This is a genomic window from Pseudomonas sp. TH08, assembly GCF_016651275.1.
Classification (GTDB): domain Bacteria; phylum Pseudomonadota; class Gammaproteobacteria; order Pseudomonadales; family Pseudomonadaceae; genus Aquipseudomonas.
In genome coordinates this window covers 1,382,501-1,403,525 of the sequence record NZ_JAEKEE010000001.1, presented here as the reverse complement: position 1 = coordinate 1,403,525, position 21,025 = coordinate 1,382,501, and the positions used below count along the sequence as shown (strand labels likewise).

14 protein-coding genes, 3 rRNA genes and 1 pseudogene (1 of these 18 only partly in view) are annotated in these 21,025 nt (G+C 58.0%); 11 read left to right on the top strand and 7 right to left on the bottom strand.

The features are described from left to right. Nucleotides 1–14: 14 nt before the first annotated feature. Nucleotides 15–353, top strand: a complete 339-nt coding sequence (locus tag JFT91_RS06630) for a hypothetical protein (protein ID WP_008087037.1) — start codon at nucleotides 15–17, stop codon at nucleotides 351–353. 125 nt (nucleotides 354–478) lie between these two features. On the opposite strand, the gene lapD is transcribed toward JFT91_RS06630, so the two are convergent. Both lapD and lapG read right to left on the bottom strand, forming a co-directional pair. Continuing rightward, a complete protein-coding gene (gene lapD / locus JFT91_RS06625) occupies nucleotides 479–2,425 on the bottom strand; it encodes a cyclic di-GMP receptor LapD (RefSeq protein ID WP_201231876.1) in 1,947 nt (648 codons plus the stop codon). 14 nt (nucleotides 2,426–2,439) lie between these two features. Further along, on the bottom strand, nucleotides 2,440–3,132 hold the full coding sequence (lapG, locus tag JFT91_RS06620) for a cysteine protease LapG (protein ID WP_201148189.1): 693 nt from the start codon (nucleotides 3,130–3,132) through the stop codon (nucleotides 2,440–2,442). Nucleotides 3,133–3,326: 194 nt separating this feature from the next. Here lapG and JFT91_RS06615 point away from each other — a divergent pair, with 194 nt between their 5' ends. The 5 genes from JFT91_RS06615 (at nucleotide 3,327) to JFT91_RS06595 (ending at nucleotide 10,408) form a co-directional block, all read left to right on the top strand. Beyond that, nucleotides 3,327–4,037, top strand: coding sequence for an FCD domain-containing protein (locus JFT91_RS06615; RefSeq protein ID WP_201231875.1), 711 nt, complete (start codon nucleotides 3,327–3,329; stop codon nucleotides 4,035–4,037). Nucleotides 4,038–4,806: 769 nt separating this feature from the next. After that, nucleotides 4,807–5,583 (top strand): DUF3050 domain-containing protein, encoded by a 777-nt coding sequence (locus tag JFT91_RS06610; protein WP_201231874.1) that lies wholly within the window; start codon nucleotides 4,807–4,809, stop codon nucleotides 5,581–5,583. Next, the gene (locus JFT91_RS06605; protein WP_201231873.1) at nucleotides 5,580–6,509 is read left to right on the top strand and encodes a diiron oxygenase; all 930 of its coding nucleotides are present in this window, start codon (nucleotides 5,580–5,582) and stop codon (nucleotides 6,507–6,509) included. The genes JFT91_RS06610 and JFT91_RS06605 overlap by 4 nt, the downstream gene beginning before the upstream one ends. Nucleotides 6,510–6,522: 13 nt before the next feature. Further along, complete coding sequence (locus JFT91_RS06600; RefSeq protein WP_201231872.1) at nucleotides 6,523–9,918, top strand: non-ribosomal peptide synthetase; 3,396 nt, start codon at nucleotides 6,523–6,525, stop codon at nucleotides 9,916–9,918. Between the two features lie 22 nt (nucleotides 9,919–9,940). Next, nucleotides 9,941–10,408 (top strand): SRPBCC family protein, encoded by a 468-nt coding sequence (locus tag JFT91_RS06595; RefSeq protein ID WP_201231871.1) that lies wholly within the window; start codon nucleotides 9,941–9,943, stop codon nucleotides 10,406–10,408. 126 nt (nucleotides 10,409–10,534) lie between these two features. Here the strand turns inward: JFT91_RS06595 and JFT91_RS30085 are convergent, their stop codons facing one another. Together JFT91_RS30085 and JFT91_RS30080 are read right to left on the bottom strand one after the other, a co-directional pair. Then, nucleotides 10,535–11,320: a methyl-accepting chemotaxis protein gene (locus tag JFT91_RS30085; RefSeq protein ID WP_371857642.1), complete on the bottom strand. Its 786-nt coding sequence runs from the start codon at nucleotides 11,318–11,320 to the stop codon at nucleotides 10,535–10,537. A 69-nt stretch (nucleotides 11,321–11,389) separates the two neighbouring features. Then, nucleotides 11,390–12,415, bottom strand: a pseudogene (locus tag JFT91_RS30080) (HAMP domain-containing protein); the annotation flags it as partial. Here JFT91_RS30080 and JFT91_RS06585 point away from each other — a divergent pair. The 5 genes from JFT91_RS06585 to JFT91_RS06565 all read left to right on the top strand — a co-directional run bounded on the left by JFT91_RS06585 (nucleotide 12,395) and on the right by JFT91_RS06565 (nucleotide 18,077). Then, the gene (locus JFT91_RS06585) at nucleotides 12,395–12,673 is read left to right on the top strand and encodes a hypothetical protein (protein ID WP_201231870.1); all 279 of its coding nucleotides are present in this window, start codon (nucleotides 12,395–12,397) and stop codon (nucleotides 12,671–12,673) included. The pseudogene JFT91_RS30080 and the gene JFT91_RS06585 overlap by 21 nt on opposite strands. A 54-nt stretch (nucleotides 12,674–12,727) precedes the next feature. Then, a complete protein-coding gene (locus JFT91_RS06580; protein ID WP_201199439.1) occupies nucleotides 12,728–13,228 on the top strand; it encodes a sigma-70 family RNA polymerase sigma factor in 501 nt (166 codons plus the stop codon). Beyond that, on the top strand, nucleotides 13,228–14,229 hold the full coding sequence (locus JFT91_RS06575) for a FecR domain-containing protein (RefSeq protein WP_201199438.1): 1,002 nt from the start codon (nucleotides 13,228–13,230) through the stop codon (nucleotides 14,227–14,229). Before JFT91_RS06580 ends, JFT91_RS06575 begins: the two co-directional genes overlap by 1 nt. A gap of 88 nt (nucleotides 14,230–14,317) precedes the next feature. Then, nucleotides 14,318–16,822: a TonB-dependent siderophore receptor gene (locus JFT91_RS06570; RefSeq protein ID WP_201199437.1), complete on the top strand. Its 2,505-nt coding sequence runs from the start codon at nucleotides 14,318–14,320 to the stop codon at nucleotides 16,820–16,822. Nucleotides 16,823–16,898: 76 nt separating this feature from the next. Continuing rightward, complete coding sequence (locus JFT91_RS06565) at nucleotides 16,899–18,077, top strand: PepSY-associated TM helix domain-containing protein (RefSeq protein WP_201229664.1); 1,179 nt, start codon at nucleotides 16,899–16,901, stop codon at nucleotides 18,075–18,077. Between the two features lie 72 nt (nucleotides 18,078–18,149). On the opposite strand, the gene rrf (JFT91_RS06560) is transcribed toward JFT91_RS06565, so the two are convergent. The 3 genes from rrf (JFT91_RS06560) to JFT91_RS06550 all read right to left on the bottom strand — a co-directional run. Then, a 5S ribosomal RNA gene (rrf, locus tag JFT91_RS06560) occupies nucleotides 18,150–18,265 on the bottom strand. Between the two features lie 105 nt (nucleotides 18,266–18,370). Beyond that, nucleotides 18,371–18,486: ribosomal RNA gene (gene rrf, locus JFT91_RS06555) — 5S ribosomal RNA — on the bottom strand. Between the two features lie 157 nt (nucleotides 18,487–18,643). Beyond that, nucleotides 18,644–21,025: ribosomal RNA gene (locus JFT91_RS06550) — 23S ribosomal RNA — on the bottom strand; it runs 511 nt beyond the window's last position.

The following is a 21,025-nucleotide window of genomic DNA, read 5'->3' as shown; positions in this document are numbered from 1 at the left end:
CTGAGGGATGCTCAATGTTTTACGTGCAACGCGATGCGCAAGGTCTGTTGATTCGCGTGGAAGCCGCGGCCTACGCCGAAGCCACGGAAACGCTGCCGGCCGACAGCCATGAAATCCAGGCATGGTTCGCCAACGAGGTCGTGGAAACCAGCCTGAAACAGCTCAAGCAGAGCGACTTCGAGATGATTCGGGTACTCGACGACCTGATTCAGGTGCTGACCCAAAAAGGCGTGATCCGCGTCACCGACCTGCCACCGGCGGCACAGGCCAAACTGATGGACCGGACTCAGGCGCGGGAAGCGTTGGGCGGGTTGAGTCAGTTGATTGATGATGAAGAGACAGGGTTGATCTGATCAAAGATTTTGATCGACTGTTCCGGCCTCTTCGCGAGCAGGCTCGCTCCCACATTGAAACCCGATCACAGTAGGAGCGAGCCTGCTCGCGAAGGCGGCTTAACTAACGACTCGAATTCAAAGATTTAGCTCCATGGCTTGGGCTCACCGAACAGCTGCCCCTGAACGCCATACAACCCCATCTCGCGAATCACCGCCAACTCCCCTTCCGTCTCGACCCGCTCGGCAATCAGCGGCAGATCGATGCTGTGCGCCGCACGCTGGATCGCCTCGATGAACAAACGCTTGTCACTCTCCTGATCGATCGCACGAATGTAGCTGCCATCGATCTTCAAGTACGCCAGCCCCAACCGCGCCAGGTTGCCGATCATGCTGAAACGTCCGCCGAAGCGTTGCAGGCTCAGCGAGAAGCCGAGCTCGCGCAGGCGCCGGGTCAGCTGTTCCAGCACTGCTTGCTCCGGCAACTGTTCCTCGCCGATTTCCAGGGTCAGGCGCGCGCCGAGGTTGGAATGCGCGCGCAAAATCTCGAAGACTTTGTTCAACGCCTGTGGATCGGCCAGGGTCGCTGAAGACAGGTTCAGCGCCAGCGAATCCTCGTGCTCTTTCATCTGTTCGAGCACGCGTTCGAGCATCAGGCGATCCAGCCGCGCGGTCCAGCCAAAACGCTCCAGCCACGGCAGGAAGCGCCCGGCCGGGATGGTCTGGCCCTGATCATCGAGCAAGCGCGAGAGCACTTTGTAATGCAGCACCAGTTGCGTGTCCTGCGTGGCCACCACCGGTTGGAAATACAACTCAAAGCGCTGCTGACTCAAGGCCTGATCAAGCAAGCGATGCCAGGCGTGGTGATCGTCGCCAACGCCTGCAGTGAGGCTCTGATCGAGACACGCCCAGTTCTGCTCGCCCTGGCCTTCGGCCTGCGCCAATGCCTGATCGCCAAGGCTGAGTACCGCTTGCGGCGAATCGCCATGAGCAAACGGCGCCAGACCAATCGACGCCACCGCCGCCACATCCGTCGCGCCCGTGGCGTGCAAACTGCCGAGCGCGGCGTCGAGGTTTTGCGCCAGTTGCAGCGCTTCTTCACGGACCAGCCCCGGCGCCAGCACGGCGAATTCACCGCCGCGAATACGGGTGACGAGATTCTGCGTTTCCGGGTACTTGGCGCACTCGCGCGACAGTTGTTCGCCGACCGCTTTCAACAGTTCATCGGTGCGCTGACCACCCAGACGCTGGTTGAGACCGGCCAGATCCTTGACCCGCAACAGCAGCAGATAGCCTGAACTGGCCTGCTCCGGGTTACTCACCCGATTGTTCAACTGCATCTCGAAATAGCGTCGGTTGGCCAGCCCCGTGAGGTTGTCCTGATAAGACTCGGCGCGAAGTTTTTCACTGCGTTCGGCCTGCTCCTGAAACAGCGCCTTGAGCTTCTCGACCATCTGGTTCATCGCCTGTACCACGCGCCGCAATTCCGGGGTGCGCGGCAGCTCCGGCAGGCTGAGGAATTCGCGACGGGCAATGGCGTGGGACTGCTTGACCATGTAATCCAATGGCTTCAACTGCCGGCGCAACAACAACGCGCCGAGCACCGCACTCACTGCGCCGCAGATCAGCAGCCAGCCGAGGCTGCCCAACGCGCTTTGCCACAACTTGGCCACGGCAAACATCGGGTGGCTGACCACCTCGACCCTGGCGGCCTGCTCCCAGCCACGGCTGACCAGCGCGTCGCCACCGGCCGGTTCCAGGCCAATCAGTTTGACGAACCAGTCCGGCACATTGGTGACGGCCGGAATACCGTTGCGCTCGACGATGGTCTGATCGGTCTTCAGATCGACGACGCGGATGCTCGCGTAGTAACCGCTGTCGAAAATCGAACTGACCAGCAACTCGACCATCGCCGGGTCATCGATATTCGGCGTCAACGACAGCGCCAGCGCCGTCGCGGCATCCTGAGCGTGGGAGCGCAACTGGTTGACGTACTGGGTACGCGAGCTCTCCAGACTGACCATGAAGCTGCCGGTGAAGGCAATCACCAGGAACAGACAGATAGCGATCAACAGCTGTTTGAACAAAGACATCTGAGCGCGTGCTCCTAGTTAATCGTTTCGACCGGGAAACCTTCGGCCTGCATTTTCTTCAACACATCCTGCCAGCGTGACAGGCGTTTGGTGTCACCGACCTTCTTGTTGCCTTTGGCCCCCGGCAAATACAGACCTTCAGCATTGAAAGAGTAGACCGGCAGCAAATCGGTTCGCTGCGACGCCGGCTGGATCGGATCGATCAGGCTGTCGAGCACCAGCGGCATGGCATCGGGGGTGGCATAGTAAGTCAGCACCATGTGCGCGCGGTTCTGGCGCAGTGCCTTGACGTAGGTGATGCGCAGCTTGTCACTGGAAACGCCAAGGTGACGCAGGCTGAAGTACTTGGCGATTGCATAGTCTTCGCAGTCGCCGGCGCCCTTCCACAGTGCTTCGATGGGGGTTTCCCAATAATCGACTTCGCCCCATAGATCGATGTCTTCGACGTAGCGCATCTGTTTATTGAAAAACAGGTTAACCACTTTGAGCTTTTCCATCTCGCTGACCTGTTTCTGCGTGGCCAGCAGATTCTGCCAGGCATCGATGCGCTGCTGCCCGGCGCCCAGCGGTCCGTAAAGGGCCGTGGCCTTGCGGCTGATCGCGGAAAAATCCCAATCGGCATGCAGACCGCCCAGCATGACGCCGGCCAGCAGCAGTGCGCAGCCTAGCCAGCGCAGAGTCCGGGGGATCGCGAAACGTACCGCCACAACAGGTTTCCAGGGGGCAGGAGGGAAAGCGTTTGATGGTGAAGCTTAGCCGGGTAAAAAACAATGGCACCCTGAGATCATCGGTGCCGCGCTAAACTTGTGTAATACGGTATTCCTTTACACGATTTGACAACCTGTAGATCAATCACTAGCTTCTTTGGATCCAATCAAGTCGAAAGACAGGGGGCGTATTCGTGACACAGAAGCCCAAACCGCTGCACAGCATCAAAGTCGATGGGCCGATTCCCGCACATTTGGCCCGCGCGATCATTGAAGAAACCCTGCGCGCAGCAATCCTCGACGGTCGCCTGCCATGCGGCACGGCCCTGCGCCAACAAGATCTGGCCGACCTGTTTGGCGTCAGCCGCATGCCGGTGCGTGAAGCCCTGCGCCAGCTCGAAGCGCAAGCGCTGCTGAACGTCACTGCGCACAAAGGCGCCGTGGTGGCGGCGTTGATTCAGGACGATGCAACGCAAACCTATGAGCTGCGGATCCTGCTGGAATCCGAAGCGTTGCGTCAGTCGATTCCGTTGCTTGCGGCTACCGATATCGAGCGCGCGGCCAACCTGATCGATGAACTCGAAAACCAGCAGGACTACAGCGAAATCGGCCGGCTCAATCGTTTGTTCCACATGACGCTGTACAGCAAGGCACCCAACAAGCGTCTGTTGCGCCTGGTGGAAGACGGCCTTAATGAAGAGGAGCGTTTCCTGCGCTTCAACCTTGAAGCCATGGGGCTGGGCAAGATTTCTCAGGATGACCACCGCGCCATGCTGCAAACGGTGATCGAGCGCGATGTCGACCACGCCGTCGCACTGCTCAAACAACACCTCAACCGCGGTGTCGAGGTCATCACCCGCTACCTCGCAAGCCCGGCCGCACAACAGCGCAAAGCCGCGCACTGAACCCTGTACGCCGGGCCAGGACCAGTGCGTCTGCCCGGCGAATAACCCGCTTACAAATCCCTCCTGACGACAGCCACGAATCCGCTGGCATATCCCCGTGTTCGCTCTACCCTCCCTGCGCCGATCAGCCCGAAAATTGCACTCCTGCAATGAACAATCGGTAATAGCCGTGGCGGCCAATTACCCGCACTCTTCAACAGCCAACCGAAAAAGAACGGGCGACGCACCGCACCGCCGGCGCAGTCCCCGCAACAGGAACCTACGGAAGGAGCCTTGTCACGGGAAAAGGAAAGAATCGGCGTCGTTCCGGGCCAACTTTCATCCCCTCAAACAACTTCAGTCTTTTTATTAAAAAGTTGCTTCGAGTGAGGCATTCACTCTGTTTATTCGATTTTGGCCTTAATTAGCCGAAAGGAGCAACTTCGCCCAAATAAAACTTAATCCAATAGTTTTATTGGGCACTCTCACATTTAAAAAACCGACAACTAAAAATAATCAAAATTACACTTGTTAAGTTGTTTGTCGATGTATTAGTTTTTCTCCGCCGAGCTTGAACTCCAAGACCCAGGCAGGCACCGGCCAACGGCAAGGGTACGAACGGGCAGTAAAGCGCCTGAGCCGCCCTGCAATAGCGCCCATGCATTTAATTCAACTTCAATGATTTGTATGCGGCCGTCGCTCGCCTGGAAAAAGAATAACAAGCCGCTGTTCCATTGATTGCGAAGTTGAAATAACACAGCCATTTCATATCAAGGATAAAGGCCCCGTCATGTCTCAAACAAAGCAGCAACTCGCCCTGAAGAAAGCCGAACTCAGCGCTCACCCGATCTTCGCCGAAATCAATTCAATGACTGTCTTGCGCCGCTTCATGGAAACCCATGTGTTTGCCGTGTGGGATTTCATGTCGCTGACCAAGCGCCTGCAGCAGGAACTGACCTGCACCCGTCTGCCATGGCTGCCGCCGCGTGATCCGCATGCAGCCCGACTGATCAACGAAATTGTCCTCGGTGAGGAGTCCGATGACCGCTTGGACCACGGTCATTACAGCCATTTCGAACTGTATCTGGATGCCATGCGCGAAGTCGGTGCGAGCACCGCAGCAGCGGAACGCTTCGTCGCGCTGCAACAGGAAGGCGTGAGTTATGACGTCGCGCTGCAAAGTGTCGAAGTCGATCCGGCCGCCGCGCAGTTTGTCCGAGACACTTTGCGCACCGCCCTGCATGCACCGGGGCACAGCGTCGCCGCCGCGTTTTTGCATGGCCGCGAAAGTGTGATCCCGACCATGTTCCAGCGCATCCTCGACGACTGGGGCATCGGCATCGAACAGGCGCCGATCTTTCGCTATTACCTGGAGCGGCACATCGAGGTCGATTCCGAGGATCACGGCCCGGCGGCAGAGCAACTGCTGAAGCGTCTGGTCGATGGCGACCCGCAGCGCGAAGCCGAGGTTTACGCCAGCGCCATTGCCGCCGTGGAAAGCCGCATCGCGCTGTGGGATGGCCTGCGCGTAAGCATGCGCGAACCGTTGGCGGAGGTGGCCCAATGAACGCCGCCGACTACCAATCCTTCGCCGATGCCTGGGAAAGCCGCGCGACCATCCGCACCCGTCCGCGGCGGATGCTGGAAAACGACGAGCGCCTGATCTATCCGCTCAGCCGGCAACCGCTGGTGCTCAGCGACACCTTCCTGCGGGAGTGCCCGCAGCAGCGTGATTTCGCCCTGGTGCAGACGCTGTACAAGTTCATCAACGACGTGGTGATTTTCGAGACGGAAATCGTCGACAAGACCGCGCGCAGCATCGCCAAGGATCGCTTCGCCGTGGCGTTTCCTTTTGCCTGTCGCTACGACGCGATGACGGTGGTGGTAGACGAGGATTACCACGCGCTGGTGGCGATGGACTTCATGCAGCAAACGGTGGCCATGACCGGCATCGAGCCGATTCAACTGCCCAACGAAATCGAGCTCAGCCGGGCCATCCCTGCCGCCGTCGCACGGGCCCCGGAACACTTGCGCAGTGCCGTCGAATTGATCTGTGTGGCCATCGCCGAGAACACCGTAACCGGCGATGTCGCGGCGTTCGCCCGCGACGACACGGTCAAGCCGTCGATCAAAGGGCTGATGGCCGACCACTTGCTTGATGAGGGTCGCCATTCGAGCTTCTGGGCGCGGATGGTGCGCATCTATTGGCACACCGCGAGTGAGGCGGATCGCGAAACCATCGCGCAGATCCTGCCGGTATTCATCGGCCACTACCTGACCAACGACATCCAGAAATCCTTCGACCTGCGCCTGATCGATGCCCTGCCGGTCGGCGAGACCACACGCCATTCGCTGAGGGAGGAAATGGCCGGACTGGCATTTCCGATCAATCGCCACCATCCGCTGGTGGGCAACATCGTCAAGTTCTTCCACAACAGTTCGCTGCTCGACACACCGTGCGTGCAGCACGCCCTGCACGACTACCTGGTTTGATGAGGAGGCCGACATGAAACGTCTCGACATTTTGCTGATTGGCGTCAGCCAGGCCATGACCGACCTGGCGCATGAACTTGAACAACATGGACACACATTGGCGCGCAGCGGCGCCGCGCAACCGACGGTGGATCTGATCATCGACGAAGGCTTCATCGGCGCCGGCGATTTCTGCGCCATCCCCCACCTGCATCTGCGTTTGGGTGTCGGGGCGCTAAGCCTTGCAGGTCTGCCGTCACTCGACCTGCTGTGCTTCCTCGGTTCAACACTGATCAGCCGCGTACCAATCGCCGATGAGCCGTCTGGCAACGGCCAGGCATTGCGACAAAGGGTACTGACGCAAGTGGTGGACGAAGTGTCGCTGCTGGTCAGCCGCTACTCCCGCGATGCGGAATATTTTCAACAGGCCGCTGCGGTGACTGCGCCGGATTTTGAACGGATGGAAAACCTGCTGTTCCTCGACAGCCTGGCTTACGTCCATCGCCTCAACGACACGGCGCATGCGTCGCTGCTGCAACAAGCGCAGATCCCGCTGATAGAGCGTCTGCAACAGAGCCTGATCCAGCACGCTGACCGTCCGGCGCTGCACCTCGCCGAGCAGTCGATCAGCTATCGCCAGTTGCATGCGCACAGTCGGGCGATTCAACAGCGCTTGCAGCCTCTGCTCGACCAGCATCCGCAGCCATGGGTTGTCGGCATCTGCCTGCCGAAAAGCCCCGCGCTGTTCGCCTCGATTCTGGCGATTCTCGGCAGCGGTGCGGTGTACCTGCCGCTGGAGCCGAGCCATCCGTTGCAGCGCCAGCAATACATCCTGCAAAACGCCGGCGCGTTGCTGTTGCTGCACGACGGTCTACATCCGCTCAGCGAGTCGATACCCGGGCTCGACGTCAGTCGCATCGATAGTCTTGATGCCGACCTCGCAACCCCGTTGATGCGCCAGCGTCCCGAACTCGATGCGCCGTGCATGGCGCTCTACACCTCAGGCACCACCGGGCATCCGAAAGGTGTGCTGCTCAGCCAGACCAACCTGGCGCACTTCACCGCGTGGTACGCAGATTACGTGCAGTTGCGCGCCGAGAGTCGGGTGTTGCAGTTCTCTTCGCTGAGTTTCGATTCGTCACTGATCGACATCTTCCCGAGCCTGCTCACCGGCGCCGAACTGGTGGTGCCCGACGACACGCAGCGGCGCGATCCACTGCAATTGGTGGCGCTGATCCGCCGCCGCCAACTGACCCACGCCTTCCTGCCGCCGGCACTGTTGAGCATCCTGCCGCTGGAACAACTGCAGGGTGTGCAACAGGTGATGACGGGCGGCGATGTCTGCGAGCCGTTTGTCATCGAGCAACTGACCCGACAAGGCAAACTGCACAACCTCTATGGTCCCACCGAAGCCACGGTGCTGATCACTGCCCGGCAACTGAAACCCGGCGACAGCAACCGCAGTCTCGGCGCGCCGATCGCCAACAGCCAGGTGCTGATTCTCGATGACGACCTGCAACCGGTAGCCGAGCAGACCGTCGGCGAGTTGTTCATCGTCGGCCCCGGTGTCTGCCTCGGTTACCTGAACAATCCACAGCAGACCGCCGAGCGCTATCTGACCCTTGAATTGCCGGACGGCCAACAGCTGCGCGCCTACCGCAGTGGCGACATGGCCAAGTGGGGCGAGCAGGGCATCGAGCTGTGCGGACGGCGCGACAATCAAGTGAAGATCCGCGGTTTTCGAGTCGAGCCGGAAGAGATCGAGCGTTGCCTGCGCGAGAGCAAGTTGTATCGGCAAATCGCCGTGGTGATCGACAGTCAGCGACGGATTCTGGCGTTCCTCGCCCAGCCTCAATCGGACACCGCCCGCGATGCACTGAAGGCCCATGCCCAGCAATTTTTGCCGGACTACATGCAACCGGTGGCATGGACCGAACTGCCGAACATGCCGTTCGCCAGCAACGGCAAGGTCGACCGCAAAGCGCTATTGGCATTGCCGGTGAGCGTGCAGGACAGCGGGCCGAAATGCCTGCCGGCCAATGAGGACGAAGCGCTGCTGCTGCAGATCTGGGCGGAATTGCTGGAGCTGCCGACCAGCGACATTTCCACCGACGAAAGCTTCTTCAATCTCGGTGGTCACTCGATTTTGCTGTCACGGATGTTGCTGCGCTTGCGCGAGGAATTCGGCCGCAGCATCTCGATCAACCGGTTCATCGAACAGCCGACCATCGTCAAACTCGCGACCTTGGTACGCGGCACCGATGACAGCGCCGTGCTCAGCGCCCAGGCCATGGCCGACGCTGAACGGGCGCTGGATATCGAGCCGCTGCCGATCAGCCGCATGGGCAACGTGCACAAGGTGATTGTAACGGGCGCGAACAGTTTTGTCGGCGTGCACATCGTCGAGGCGCTGCTCGGTTGGGGCGCCAGCGAAGTGGCGTGTCTGGTGCGCGACGGCGGCGGGCAAACGGCGGCGCAACGCTTCGCTCAGGCACTGCGCGAGAACCGGCTCGAACATCTCGATCTGAGTCGGGTGCGCGTTTATGCGGCTGATATCTGCCGCCCGCAACTGGGGCTGACCGACGCCGATTATCAACGGCTGGATCACGAGTTCGGTGCGCTGGTGCACAACGCCGCCAACGTCAATCACGTCCTCGATTACGAGTCGCTGGCAGCGGACAACGTCGAGCCGATTTTCGAACTGCTGCGCCTGTGTGAAGGGCATAGCAAAAAGGTCTTAAATTTCGTCTCGACGCTGTCGGCTTCCAGCACCGTTGACGCTGAGGGTCGCGTGCTGGAATTGCCCGCCGCAACGACGCCACCGATCTACATTCGCAACGGCTACAACCTGTCGAAGTGGGTGGGTGAGCGCATCCTGGAACGGGCGCGCGAGCGCGGTGTGCGAGTCAATTTGTATCGCCCCGGCAACATCAGTTTCAACAGTCTCAGCGGCGTCTGCCAGCCACACAAAAATCGTTTGATGCTGATGCTCAAAGGCTCGATCCAGCTCGGTCAGGTGCCGGCCTTCGCGCTGAATTTCGACCTGATGCCGGTGGACTTTCTCGCCCGTTTCATCGCCTTCCACGCCAGCCGTTATTCGCCCGAGCGAGCGGTGTTCAATCTGCACAACCCCGAACCGCTGAGCTGGGACGCCTACGTCGCTTCGTTCCGCGAAACCGGCAGCGAGTTCTCGCTGGTCAGCGTTGCCGACTGGCAGCAGCAATTGGGGCGCGTCGATGCCGACAACGCGCTGTTTGGCGTGCTCGGTTTCTATCTCAACGGCTTCGAAGAAGACATCGGCGACATCTCCCTGATCGGTCACGCCAACGCGCAAGCCGGCGTGCAGCAGATGGGCGCGCACTACCCGCAGAAATCCGCGGCGCTGCTGCGTCGCGGCTGCGATTACCTGAAACAAATCAACTTCATCTAGTTCATCAACAAGGAGCAACACCATGAGCACTCTGCAACCTGACACCCTGATCAAAAACCCTCACGGCTGCCACGTGGCTTCTTCGGTAGAAGTGCCGGCGGACGCGGCGCAGGTCTGGGCGGTGGTCGGCAATTTTGCCGGCTTCGATCAATTCATTCCGGCGCTGTCGCATATCGAAATGACCGGCGAGGGCGTGTCCTCGCTGCGCAAGAAGTTCTTCAAGGATGGCAACGTGGTGGTCGAGCAACTCAACTCCCGCGATGAGCAGGCGCGGAGCATGACCTGGACCACGATCTACAACACCTTGGGCGTGGCCAATCTGTGGGCGGCGATGAATGTCGAATCGTTGGGAGAAGGCAAGGCGCGGGCGACGTGGACGATCATTGCCGAACCGGCCAGCGGGGGCGCCGAGGCGCTGCCGGGGTTCAAGGATTTTGTGCAGGGGTTTGCCGATGATGCGATGGGGAATGTGCTGAAGCTGTTTGTGTAAGGCTTCAGTTCCGCGGTGATGTTCAGACCGCTATCGCGAGCAGGCTCACTCCTACAGTTGGAATGCGTTCCCCTGTAGGCGTGAGCCTGCTCGCGATGAACGAAAACGCGGTCTCGCGTTTGAAAATCAGATCTTGAAGCTGTCCACCAACTGCTTCAGGCGATTGGCCTGTTGCGACAACGCATCACAATCCTTCAACGTTTCGTTGAGATTGGCCACGCTCTGCTGGTTCAACAGGTTGATCTGATTAACGTCGACGTTGAGGGTTTCCACCACCGCGGTCTGCTCTTCGGTCGCTGCAGCCACCGACTGGTTCATGCCGTCGATTTCGCCGATGCGCTGGGTCACGCTGACCAGACGCAAACCGGCCTGGTTGGCCACTTCAACGCTCTGCTCGCTGGACGCCTGACTGGCGTTCATGGTGCTCACCGCTTCACGCGAACCGACCTGCAAGGACGTGATCATCTTGTGGATCTCTTCCGCCGATTCCTGCGTGCGATGAGCAAGATTACGCACCTCGTCCGCCACTACCGCAAAACCACGACCGGCTTCACCGGCACGCGCCGCTTCGATCGCTGCGTTGAGCGCCAGCAGGTTGGTCTGCTGAGAGATGCCTTTGATCACATCAAGAATGTGGCCGATGTTGTCAGTGCTCGCATTCAGCGTTTCGATCTGGGTGCACGACAGGCTGATCTTCTGCGACAACTCGGTCATCGCCAGAATGGTTTGCTCAACCACCTGACGGCCGTCATCGGCCTGTTCGCTGGCGCCGCTGGCGTGCTGCGAAGCGTCGGCGGCGTTGCGGGCGATTTCCTGAGTGGCAGCACCCAGTTCGTTGATCGCGGCTGCGACGCTGTTGGTGCGCGCACTTTGCTCGTCCGAACCAACGATGGAGGCGTTGGACGAAGCCATCACGCGTTGCGACAGATCATGAACCTGACGAGTTGCCGAAGACACCTCGCTGATCGATGCGTGAATACGCTCAACGAACTGGTTGAACGAGCTCCCCAATTCAGCGAACTCATCTTTGCCTTCCACGACCAGACGACGGGTAAGATCACCTTCGCCCTGAGCAATGTCCTGCATCGCACGACCCATGGTGGTCAGCGGACGCATCAACACCGTGATCAGCAGGCTCAGGAACACGGCAATGGCGGCTACCGCCACGAACATCGCAATCAGCGCCGAGGTACGGAACTGGCTGAGTGCCGCGTAGGCTTTGTCGCGATCAATCGACAGACCGATGTACCACTCGGCATTCGGCAGACCGGTGACCGGGGTGAACGACAGGATGCGTTCCTGGCCATTGAGCACCACGTTCTGGTTGCCCTTTTCTATGCGCACGCTGGAGTTCGGGTAGATGTCCTTGAGGTTCTTCATGACCTGATCCTTGTCCGGGCTGACGATCACCTGACCGTCAGCGCTGACCAGGAACGCATGGCCGAGGCCACCGAAGTCCACCGAGTTGATGATCTTCACCAGAGTTTCCAGGCTCAGGTCACCCCCCACCACACCCAGCAACTCGCCGTTCTTTTTCACCGGCATGGCGATGGTCACCACCAGGCCACCGACCGCAGCCATGTAAGGCGGAGTCAGCATGGTTTTGTCGGCGACTACCGCTTGCTTGTACCAAGGGCGCTGACGTGGGTCATAACCATCCGGCATCTTCGCGTCAGGACGCTGGGTGAACACACCGTTGGCTTGACCGACGTAAGTGAACTGAAAGTTCGAGGTAAAGGCCGGTTGATCGACCAGGCCCGGGAAGTCGGCGTCCTTGCCCTGATGAGCAACGTTCTGCGCGAGGTTTTCCAGTACCAGAATTCGCCCGCTCATCCAGTTCTGCACGCTGCTGGCGGTCAGATCACCGGCCTGCTGCACAGAAGACTGAAGGTTCTGGCGAATGGTGTTTCGCTGCAGATAGTCGTTGTAGAGGGTGAACAGCGCGAACGCCAGGACCACGACGCCCGAGGCGGCCAACAGGATTTTATGGCTGAACTTGAGATTCATTTCATGGGACTTCTTATGCCAAAAGTGGGGATGCGTTCCGGATGCAACATTCCATGTACAGCGCAGGCAGCGTTCTTCAGGCCGCTCTACTTTGGTGCACGCATGTCTCACCAGTCTGTCGGCACGTTGGCGGGAAAACTTAGGGCTGCGATTCAAATGCACGGTATTTCTCGCAGATTCCCGCCGAACGGTGATCTAGAGCATCCGCGGCCTGATTTTTTAGGACTGATGTTCGAGCGGCAGTTGCAAATCCTGTAACCCTTGATAACAATGCGACTAATTATCATTTGTGACGTTCGGGCTGTCGCGTTCATGTCCTCTCCTGAGTTTGCAGTGCAGGCGCTCTACAGTAATCATCACGGCTGGCTCAATGCCTGGCTGCGCGCCCGGCTGGGTAATGCCGCGGATGCGGCTGATCTGGCGCAGGACACTTTCGTGCGTCTGCTGCAACGCACCGAACGCCTCGAACTCAAAGCGCCCCGCGCCTTTCTGCGAACCATTGCTCGCGGCCTGGTAATCGATCACTGGCGCCGCGAAGAGATCGAACGCGCCTATCTGGAAACCATCGCTCACTTGCCCGAAGCCGAGACGCCAAGCGCCGAATCCCGAGCCCTGGTGATCGAATTGCTGGAAAACATCGCGCGTATGCTTGAAGGACTGAAGCCGAAGGTGCGTCAGGCATTTCTGTTGGCGCAGTGCGAAGGTTTGAGCCACAGGCAGATTGCCGAGCAGATGAGCGTTTCCTTGCGCACGGTGGAGCGTTACGTCGCCGATGCGCTGTATCACTGCTATGTGCTGCGGTATGAAAGCTGATGCCTGTGGATAACCTCTCACTCGGCCGACGCGCCGAACCGCAGCAAAAAGTGGTCAAGCAGGCCATTCACTGGTTGCTGCGCCTGCGTAATAACCACGGCAATACACGGCTCAATCGTCAGTGTGAACAGTGGCGCGCCGAACATCATGAGCATGAGTTGGCCTGGCAACGGGTGCAGTCGTTGCAGGCAGAATTGAGCAATAACCTGCGCGCAGTGCCCGGTGCGCAAGTAGCGTTCAACACTTTGGAAAACAGCGCTCAGGGCTTGGGTCGTCGTCAGGCCTTGAAGCTGCTGTCCGGGGCATTGCTGATGGGCTCGGCCGCCTGGCTAGCGAAAGACACTGCTGCCTGGCAGCAGTGGAGCGCCGATTACGCCACGGCAACCGGCGAGCGGCGCAGTTTCCAGTTACCGGACGGCACGCGGATCGAGCTCAATACCGCCAGTGCGGTGGATCTGGATTACACCGCGCAACAACGGCTGATCAAACTGACCCGTGGCGAAATCATCGTCACTTGTGGCGGCGCAGATGAGGGCGCCTCGTTCGACCGACCGCTGCGCGTACAAAGTCGCCACGGCATCTACGAGCCGCAAGACGCGCGGTTCATCCTGCGTCAGCAAAGCGATTGCACGCGGCTCAGCGTCACCAGTGGCCAAGTGGCCATTCACGCCGGCGGGACTTCCATCGAGGCACTCGCCGGGCAGAGTTATCTGATCGATCACCATCAAATACGCCCGGCGCCGGCGCTGGATATGGATGTCGGCGCGTGGGTCGATGGCATGATCGTCACACGCAATATGCGTCTCGGCGATTTTCTCAATGAAGTCGGGCGTTATCGTCAGGGCTTTCTGAACTGTGCGGCGAACGCCGCTGACTTGCGCCTGTCCGGCGTATTTCGGCTGGAGGACACCGATAAGCTTTTGGCGATTCTGCCGCAGACCTTGCCGGTGCAACTGCGCTATCGCACCCGCTGGTGGGTGAGCCTGGAACGTACGGTTTGAAATTTTTTTGGCGGGTTTTTGCAGTCGGTCCGGCTTAGTCAGTAAGCACTTCAACTCAAGCGTTTGCGACTTCCTACGGAAACCTACAATGACTGTCCGCGCCACCGGTAAGAACCCTCTGAATTTCAATGTCGAATCGGGCTTGTTGCGCCACGCCGTCCGGGCTGCGCTGTTTTCCACCGCACTGGGCGTCGGTGTGCTGCCGAGCCTGAGCCTCGCGGCCCCTACCAATGCCAGTGAATTGAGCCATCGCTACAACATCGTTGCCGGGCCGTTGGCTGAGGCGCTGAATCAGTTCGCGCGCCAGGCGGGCATTACCTTGTCGATGACGCCGCAGCAGACGCAGGGCCGGCAGTCGCCGGGTGTACAGGGGGAATACTCGACTGATCAGGCACTAAGCCATTTGCTCGGAGGTTCCGGTCTGGAGGCAATCAGTCAGGATGGCAGCAGCTATATCCTGCGTCCGCTCGCCGAAACCGAGGCGCTGGCCTTGCCGACCACCGACATCAGAGGCTTCGCCCTCGGCAATGCGTTGGGCAGCATGGACGGCTACAACGCGACACACAGTCAGATCGCCACCAAAACCAGTACCGCACTGCTGGAAACCTCGCAAAGCGTGTCCGTGGTGACGCGCGAGCAAATGGACGATCAAGGCTCGCAAACCGTTTCACAAGCGATGCGTTATACCCCTGGCGTGCTGACCAATCCGTATGGCGCCACGCACCGTTACGACTATGTGGCGATGCGCGGTTTCAACGACGGTTCGGTGGATAACATCTACCTCGACGGCCTCAAGTCGATGGGCGATAGCGGCACCTACAGCACCATGCAGGTCGACCCGTATTTCCTCGAGCGCGTAGATATTCTCAAGGGCCCATCGTCGGTGTTGTATGGCCGCAGTTCACCGGGTGGTCTGGTCGCACTGACCAGCAAGAAGCCTTTGTATGAGGCCTACCATCAGGTTCAGGCTACAGTCGGCACGCAGGGGCAGCGCGGGGTCGGTTTTGACTTCAGCGGCCCCGTCGATGACGACAAGCGGATCGCCTATCGCCTGATCGGTTTGACGGATCAGTCCGACACGCAATTCGACCACAATAAAGAAAAGCGCTTTGCACTGGCGCCGACCGTCAGCATCGATTTCAACGAAGATACTTCGCTGACACTGCAGGCCTATCTGCAACACGATCCGGATGGCGGCTACCACGGCGGCGTGCCGGCAGATGGCACGGTCCATCAACGCAATGGCAACCGAATCTCGCCGCACTTCTTCGAGGGTGAGCCGAGCATTGATGGCTACTCGCGTGATCAGCAGTCGTTCGGTTATCAATTCGAACACCGCTTCAACGACGTCTTCACCGCGCGGCAGAACTTCCGTTACCTGGACTCCAAAGTGAGCATGGATCAGGTCTACGCCTATGGCTGGACCACGCCAACCAGCAACGAGCTGAATCGCTACTACACCGGCGGTGATGAGCGTCTTCATGCGTTCATCGTCGACAACATGCTCCAGGCGGAATTTTTTACCGGCGCGACCAAACACACGGTACTGATGGGCGCGGACTATCAGCGGCGTAAAACCGTGGTTGACTGGACCAGCGGCGGCCTCGCACCGATCAACGCGTTCAACCCGGTGTATGGCAATTCGGCAATTGATATGTATGGCGAGACCAGCTATCTGCGTCGCCTGGAGCAGACCGGGGTGTACCTGCAAGACCTGATCGAAATGGACAAATGGCGCTTCTCGCTCGGCCTGCGCCAGGACTGGGTCGAGACGTCGGATGAAAACCGCATCGCCGAAGCGGGCCGTCCGGTCGGTACCGAGATCAACGACCGTCGCACCAAATTGACCGGCCGCGCCGGAGCTTTGTATCTGTTCGATAACGGCTTGGCGCCTTACATCAGTTACTCCGAGTCGTTCAACCCGAACTCGTACGCCGACAGCGCTGGTAATCCGTTGGCGCCGACCGATGGTACGCAGTGGGAAGCGGGCCTTAAATACCAGCCGCCGGGCACTGACAATCTGTTCACCGCCTCTGTGTTCCGCATTGATCAGGAAAACCTGGCGACCAAACTGCCGCAGGAAAACTTCTATCGCGCTGTCGGCGCTGTGCGCTCCCAGGGGCTGGAACTGGAAGCGCACATGCAGTTGACCGACAACCTGAAAGTCCTCGGCAGCTACACCTTCACCGACATCGAATATTCGAAGTCGATGGTCAGTACGCTGAGCACCGCGACCGATGTGATCGAAAACAAAGGCAACTCGCCGACGCAGGCGCCGCGACACATGGCGTCATTGTGGGCGGACTACAAGTTCGACAGCGCAGCGCTGGATGGCCTGCGTCTGGGCGGCGGCGTGCGCTATGTCGGCTACAGCTGGGCGGATGCGGAAAACACCCTGAAAGTACCGTCTTACACACTGTTCGACGCCTCGATCGGCTATGACCTGGGCAAGGTTGGTTTGAAGGGCGTGGACGTACGCCTGAATGCGAACAACCTGACCAACGAGTCTTATGTGGCTTCCTGCGCCAGTCTGAACTTCTGCTACATGGGTGAAGAGCGCAATGTCGCGGCAACGGTCAGCTACCAGTTCTAAACGTTTGTCCTGTGCATAAAAAAGCCAGCCCCTGAAGTTCGGGGGCTGGCTTTGTCGTCTCTGTGGGGAAATTTTCATGCGCGCGTTTTTAGTGTTGTTGCATCGCTATATCGGCTTGGCGACCGCGGTGTTTTTGTTGCTGGCCGGAATCACCGGAAGCATTCTTGCTTTCAATCATGAGCTGGATGAATGGTTGAATCCGCAGTTCTACTCAGCGCCTGCTCAGGGATCACGATTGCCACCGGGCGAACTGGTTGATGCGGTGCAGTCCGCGCATCCGAAGTTGCAGGTCTGGTACATGGAGTATCCGCATGAGGCTGGCCATACGGCGCTGCTGGCAGCGGTGCCGCGTAATGATCCAGCAACTGGCAAGCCGTTTGATGAGCGTAATCAGGTGTTCTATCTGGACCCGGTGAATGCGCAGCAGAAAGGTCAGCGTTACTGGGGTGAGTGCTGTTTTCAGCGGGAGAATTTCGTCCCGTTCATTCTTGAGTTTCATTACAACCTGACATTGCCGGGCAACTGGGGATTGTGGTTGATGGGGTTGGTTGCCATCGCTTGGGTGATCGATTGCTTTGTAGCGTTATGGCTGACGCTACCGCGTGGAAAGCCGTTCTGGAAGAAGTGGTCGACGGCGTGGAAGGTCAAGGGCGGGCATGCTTATAGGCTTAACTTCGACCTGCATCGTGCGGGGGGATTGTGGTTGTGGCTGTTGTTGCTGCCGATCGCCATCAGCAGTGTGGCGATGAACCTGCCGAGTCAGGTGTTCAAGCCTGCTGTGTCGCTGTTTTCACCGATTGAGCCGAGCGTGTATGAGGCCCGAGGACGAATGCCTCCTGCGGAGTTAGGCGTGACGCAATTGAGTTATCAACAAGCATACGAGAGGGCGTTACAGGAGGGGAGACGATTAGGACTGACAGCGGCAATCGGGGAGTTGTATTACAGCTTTGAGTACAACTTCTACGGTGCCGGATTTGGCCAACACGATACGGATGCGCATGGCAAATCCTGGTTGTTCTTTCACGGCACGGACGGTCGGTTGTTAGGGCAGGAAATCGCAGGACAGGGAACGTTGGGGGAGCAGTTCTATCGGTTGCAGTTACCGATACATGGAGGACGGATCATTGGCGTTGCAGGGCAAGTAATGATCGCGGTGTTAGGTATTTTGATTGCGGGATTGTCAGGGACTGGCGTCTACATCTGGTGGCGCAAATGGCAGGCTCGACGTATCAGCAAGGCACGCAAAGCAGTTTGATGATGGATTTATACAGGCCCTGAAATGACAAAACCCCTGTCTGCGTTAGCAGACAGGGGTCTCGGAATTTAATCTTGACGATGACCTACTCTCACATGGGGAAACCCCACACTACCATCGGCGATGCATCGTTTCACTACTGAGTTCGGGATGGGATCAGGTGGTTCCAACGCTCTATGGTCGTCAAGAAATTCTGTATCTGGCTCGTCAACACGGTAACAAGCCAGCAAAAACGGTTACTTCTACTAAAACAAAACCCCAACTGCTTTCGCAATTGGGGTTTCGGAATTTAATCTTGACGATGACCTACTCTCACATGGGGAAACCCCACACTACCATCGGCGATGCATCGTTTCACTGCTGAGTTCGGGATGGGATCAGGTGGTTCCAACGCTCTATGGTCGTCAAGAAATTCGGGTACCGAATCGTGGCCAGATGGCCTCGCTTCAGCAAATTGGGTATGGGATAGTTTTCGGTGTTTTGTGAACATCAAACTTTCGGTTCGTTTCGTCTTCACACACCGCAATCTGATGCTCTTTCGAGTACTCAAATTGCTTGGGTGTTATATGGTCAAGCCTCACGGGCAATTAGTATTGGTTAGCTCAACGCCTCACAGCGCTTACACACCCAACCTATCAACGTCGTAGTCTTCGACGGCCCTTCAGGGAACTCAAGGTTCCAGTGAGATCTCATCTTGAGGCAAGTTTCCCGCTTAGATGCTTTCAGCGGTTATCTTTTCCGAACATAGCTACCCGGCAATGCCACTGGCGTGACAACCGGAACACCAGAGGTTCGTCCACTCCGGTCCTCTCGTACTAGGAGCAGCCCCTCTCAAATCTCAAACGTCCACGGCAGATAGGGACCGAACTGTCTCACGACGTTCTAAACCCAGCTCGCGTACCACTTTAAATGGCGAACAGCCATACCCTTGGGACCGGCTTCAGCCCCAGGATGTGATGAGCCGACATCGAGGTGCCAAACACCGCCGTCGATATGAACTCTTGGGCGGTATCAGCCTGTTATCCCCGGAGTACCTTTTATCCGTTGAGCGATGGCCCTTCCATACAGAACCACCGGATCACTAAGACCTACTTTCGTACCTGCTCGACGTGTCTGTCTCGCAGTCAAGCGCGCTTTTGCCTTTATACTCTACGACCGATTTCCGACCGGTCTGAGCGCACCTTCGTACTCCTCCGTTACTCTTTAGGAGGAGACCGCCCCAGTCAAACTACCCACCATACACTGTCCTCGATCCGGATAACGGACCTGAGTTAGAACCTCAAAGTTGCCAGGGTGGTATTTCAAGGTTGGCTCCACGCAGACTGGCGTCCACGCTTCAAAGCCTCCCACCTATCCTACACAAGCAAATTCAAAGTCCAGTGCAAAGCTATAGTAAAGGTTCACGGGGTCTTTCCGTCTAGCCGCGGATACACTGCATCTTCACAGCGATTTCAATTTCACTGAGTCTCGGGTGGAGACAGCGCCGCCATCGTTACGCCATTCGTGCAGGTCGGAACTTACCCGACAAGGAATTTCGCTACCTTAGGACCGTTATAGTTACGGCCGCCGTTTACCGGGGCTTCGATCAAGAGCTTCGCGTTAGCTAACCCCATCAATTAACCTTCCGGCACCGGGCAGGCGTCACACCCTATACGTCCACTTTCGTGTTTGCAGAGTGCTGTGTTTTTAATAAACAGTCGCAGCGGCCTGGTATCTTCGACCGGCATGAGCTTACGGAGCAAGTCCTTCACCCTCACCGGCGCACCTTCTCCCGAAGTTACGGTGCCATTTTGCCTAGTTCCTTCACCCGAGTTCTCTCAAGCGCCTTGGTATTCTCTACCCAACCACCTGTGTCGGTTTGGGGTACGGTTCCTGGTTACCTGAAGCTTAGAAGCTTTTCTTGGAAGCATGGCATCAACCACTTCGTCATCTAAAAGATAACTCGTCATCAGCTCTCGGCCTTAAGATCCCGGATTTACCTAAGATCTCAGCCTACCACCTTAAACTTGGACAACCAACGCCAAGCTGGCCTAGCCTTCTCCGTCCCTCCATCGCAATAACCAGAAGTACAGGAATATTAACCTGTTTTCCATCGACTACGCTTTTCAGCCTCGCCTTAGGGACCGACTAACCCTGCGTCGATTAACGTTGCGCAGGAAACCTTGGTCTTTCGGCGTGGGTGTTTTTCACACCCATTGTCGTTACTCATGTCAGCATTCGCACTTCTGATACCTCCAGCAAGCTTCTCAACTCACCTTCACAGGCTTACAGAACGCTCCTCTACCGCATCATCCGAAGATGATACCCGTAGCTTCGGTGTATGGTTTGAGCCCCGTTACATCTTCCGCGCAGGCCGACTCGACTAGTGAGCTATTACGCTTTCTTTAAAGGGTGGCTGCTTCTAAGCCAACCTCCTAGCTGTCTAAGCCTTCCCACATCGTTTCCCACTTAACCATAACTTTGGGACCTTAGCTGACGGTCTGGGTTGTTTCCCTTTTCACGACGGACGTTAGCACCCGCCGTGTGTCTCCCATGCTCGGCACTTGTAGGTATTCGGAGTTTGCATCGGTTTGGTAAGTCGGGATGACCCCCTAGCCGAAACAGTGCTCTACCCCCTACAGTGATACATGAGGCGCTACCTAAATAGCTTTCGAGGAGAACCAGCTATCTCCGAGCTTGATTAGCCTTTCACTCCGATCCACAGGTCATCCGCTAACTTTTCAACGGTAGTCGGTTCGGTCCTCCAGTTAGTGTTACCCAACCTTCAACCTGCCCATGGATAGATCGCCCGGTTTCGGGTCTATTCCCAGCGACTAGACGCCCTATTAAGACTCGCTTTCGCTACGCCTCCCCTATTCGGTTAAGCTCGCCACTGAAAATAAGTCGCTGACCCATTATACAAAAGGTACGCAGTCACAGAACAAGTCTGCTCCCACTGCTTGTACGCA

Bases quoted from the DNA above. Each gene is read 5' to 3' on its own strand.
- JFT91_RS06580 (WP_201199439.1), top strand. From the start codon at position 12,728: ATGTCCTCTCCTGAGTTTGCAGTGCAGGCGCTCTACAGTAATCATCAC.
- JFT91_RS06605 (WP_201231873.1), top strand. From the start codon at position 5,580: ATGAACGCCGCCGACTACCAATCCTTCGCCGATGCCTGGGAAAGCCGC.
- JFT91_RS06600 (WP_201231872.1), top strand. From the start codon at position 6,523: ATGAAACGTCTCGACATTTTGCTGATTGGCGTCAGCCAGGCCATGACC.
- JFT91_RS06610 (WP_201231874.1), top strand. From the start codon at position 4,807: ATGTCTCAAACAAAGCAGCAACTCGCCCTGAAGAAAGCCGAACTCAGC.
- JFT91_RS06630 (WP_008087037.1), top strand. From the start codon at position 15: ATGTTTTACGTGCAACGCGATGCGCAAGGTCTGTTGATTCGCGTGGAA.
- JFT91_RS30085 (WP_371857642.1), bottom strand. From the start codon at position 11,320: ATGGCTTCGTCCAACGCCTCCATCGTTGGTTCGGACGAGCAAAGTGCG.
- JFT91_RS06595 (WP_201231871.1), top strand. From the start codon at position 9,941: ATGAGCACTCTGCAACCTGACACCCTGATCAAAAACCCTCACGGCTGC.
- JFT91_RS06565 (WP_201229664.1), top strand. From the start codon at position 16,899: ATGCGCGCGTTTTTAGTGTTGTTGCATCGCTATATCGGCTTGGCGACC.
- JFT91_RS06575 (WP_201199438.1), top strand. From the start codon at position 13,228: ATGCCTGTGGATAACCTCTCACTCGGCCGACGCGCCGAACCGCAGCAA.
- JFT91_RS06585 (WP_201231870.1), top strand. From the start codon at position 12,395: ATGGCTGAACTTGAGATTCATTTCATGGGACTTCTTATGCCAAAAGTG.
- JFT91_RS06570 (WP_201199437.1), top strand. From the start codon at position 14,318: ATGACTGTCCGCGCCACCGGTAAGAACCCTCTGAATTTCAATGTCGAA.
- lapD (WP_201231876.1), bottom strand. From the start codon at position 2,425: ATGTCTTTGTTCAAACAGCTGTTGATCGCTATCTGTCTGTTCCTGGTG.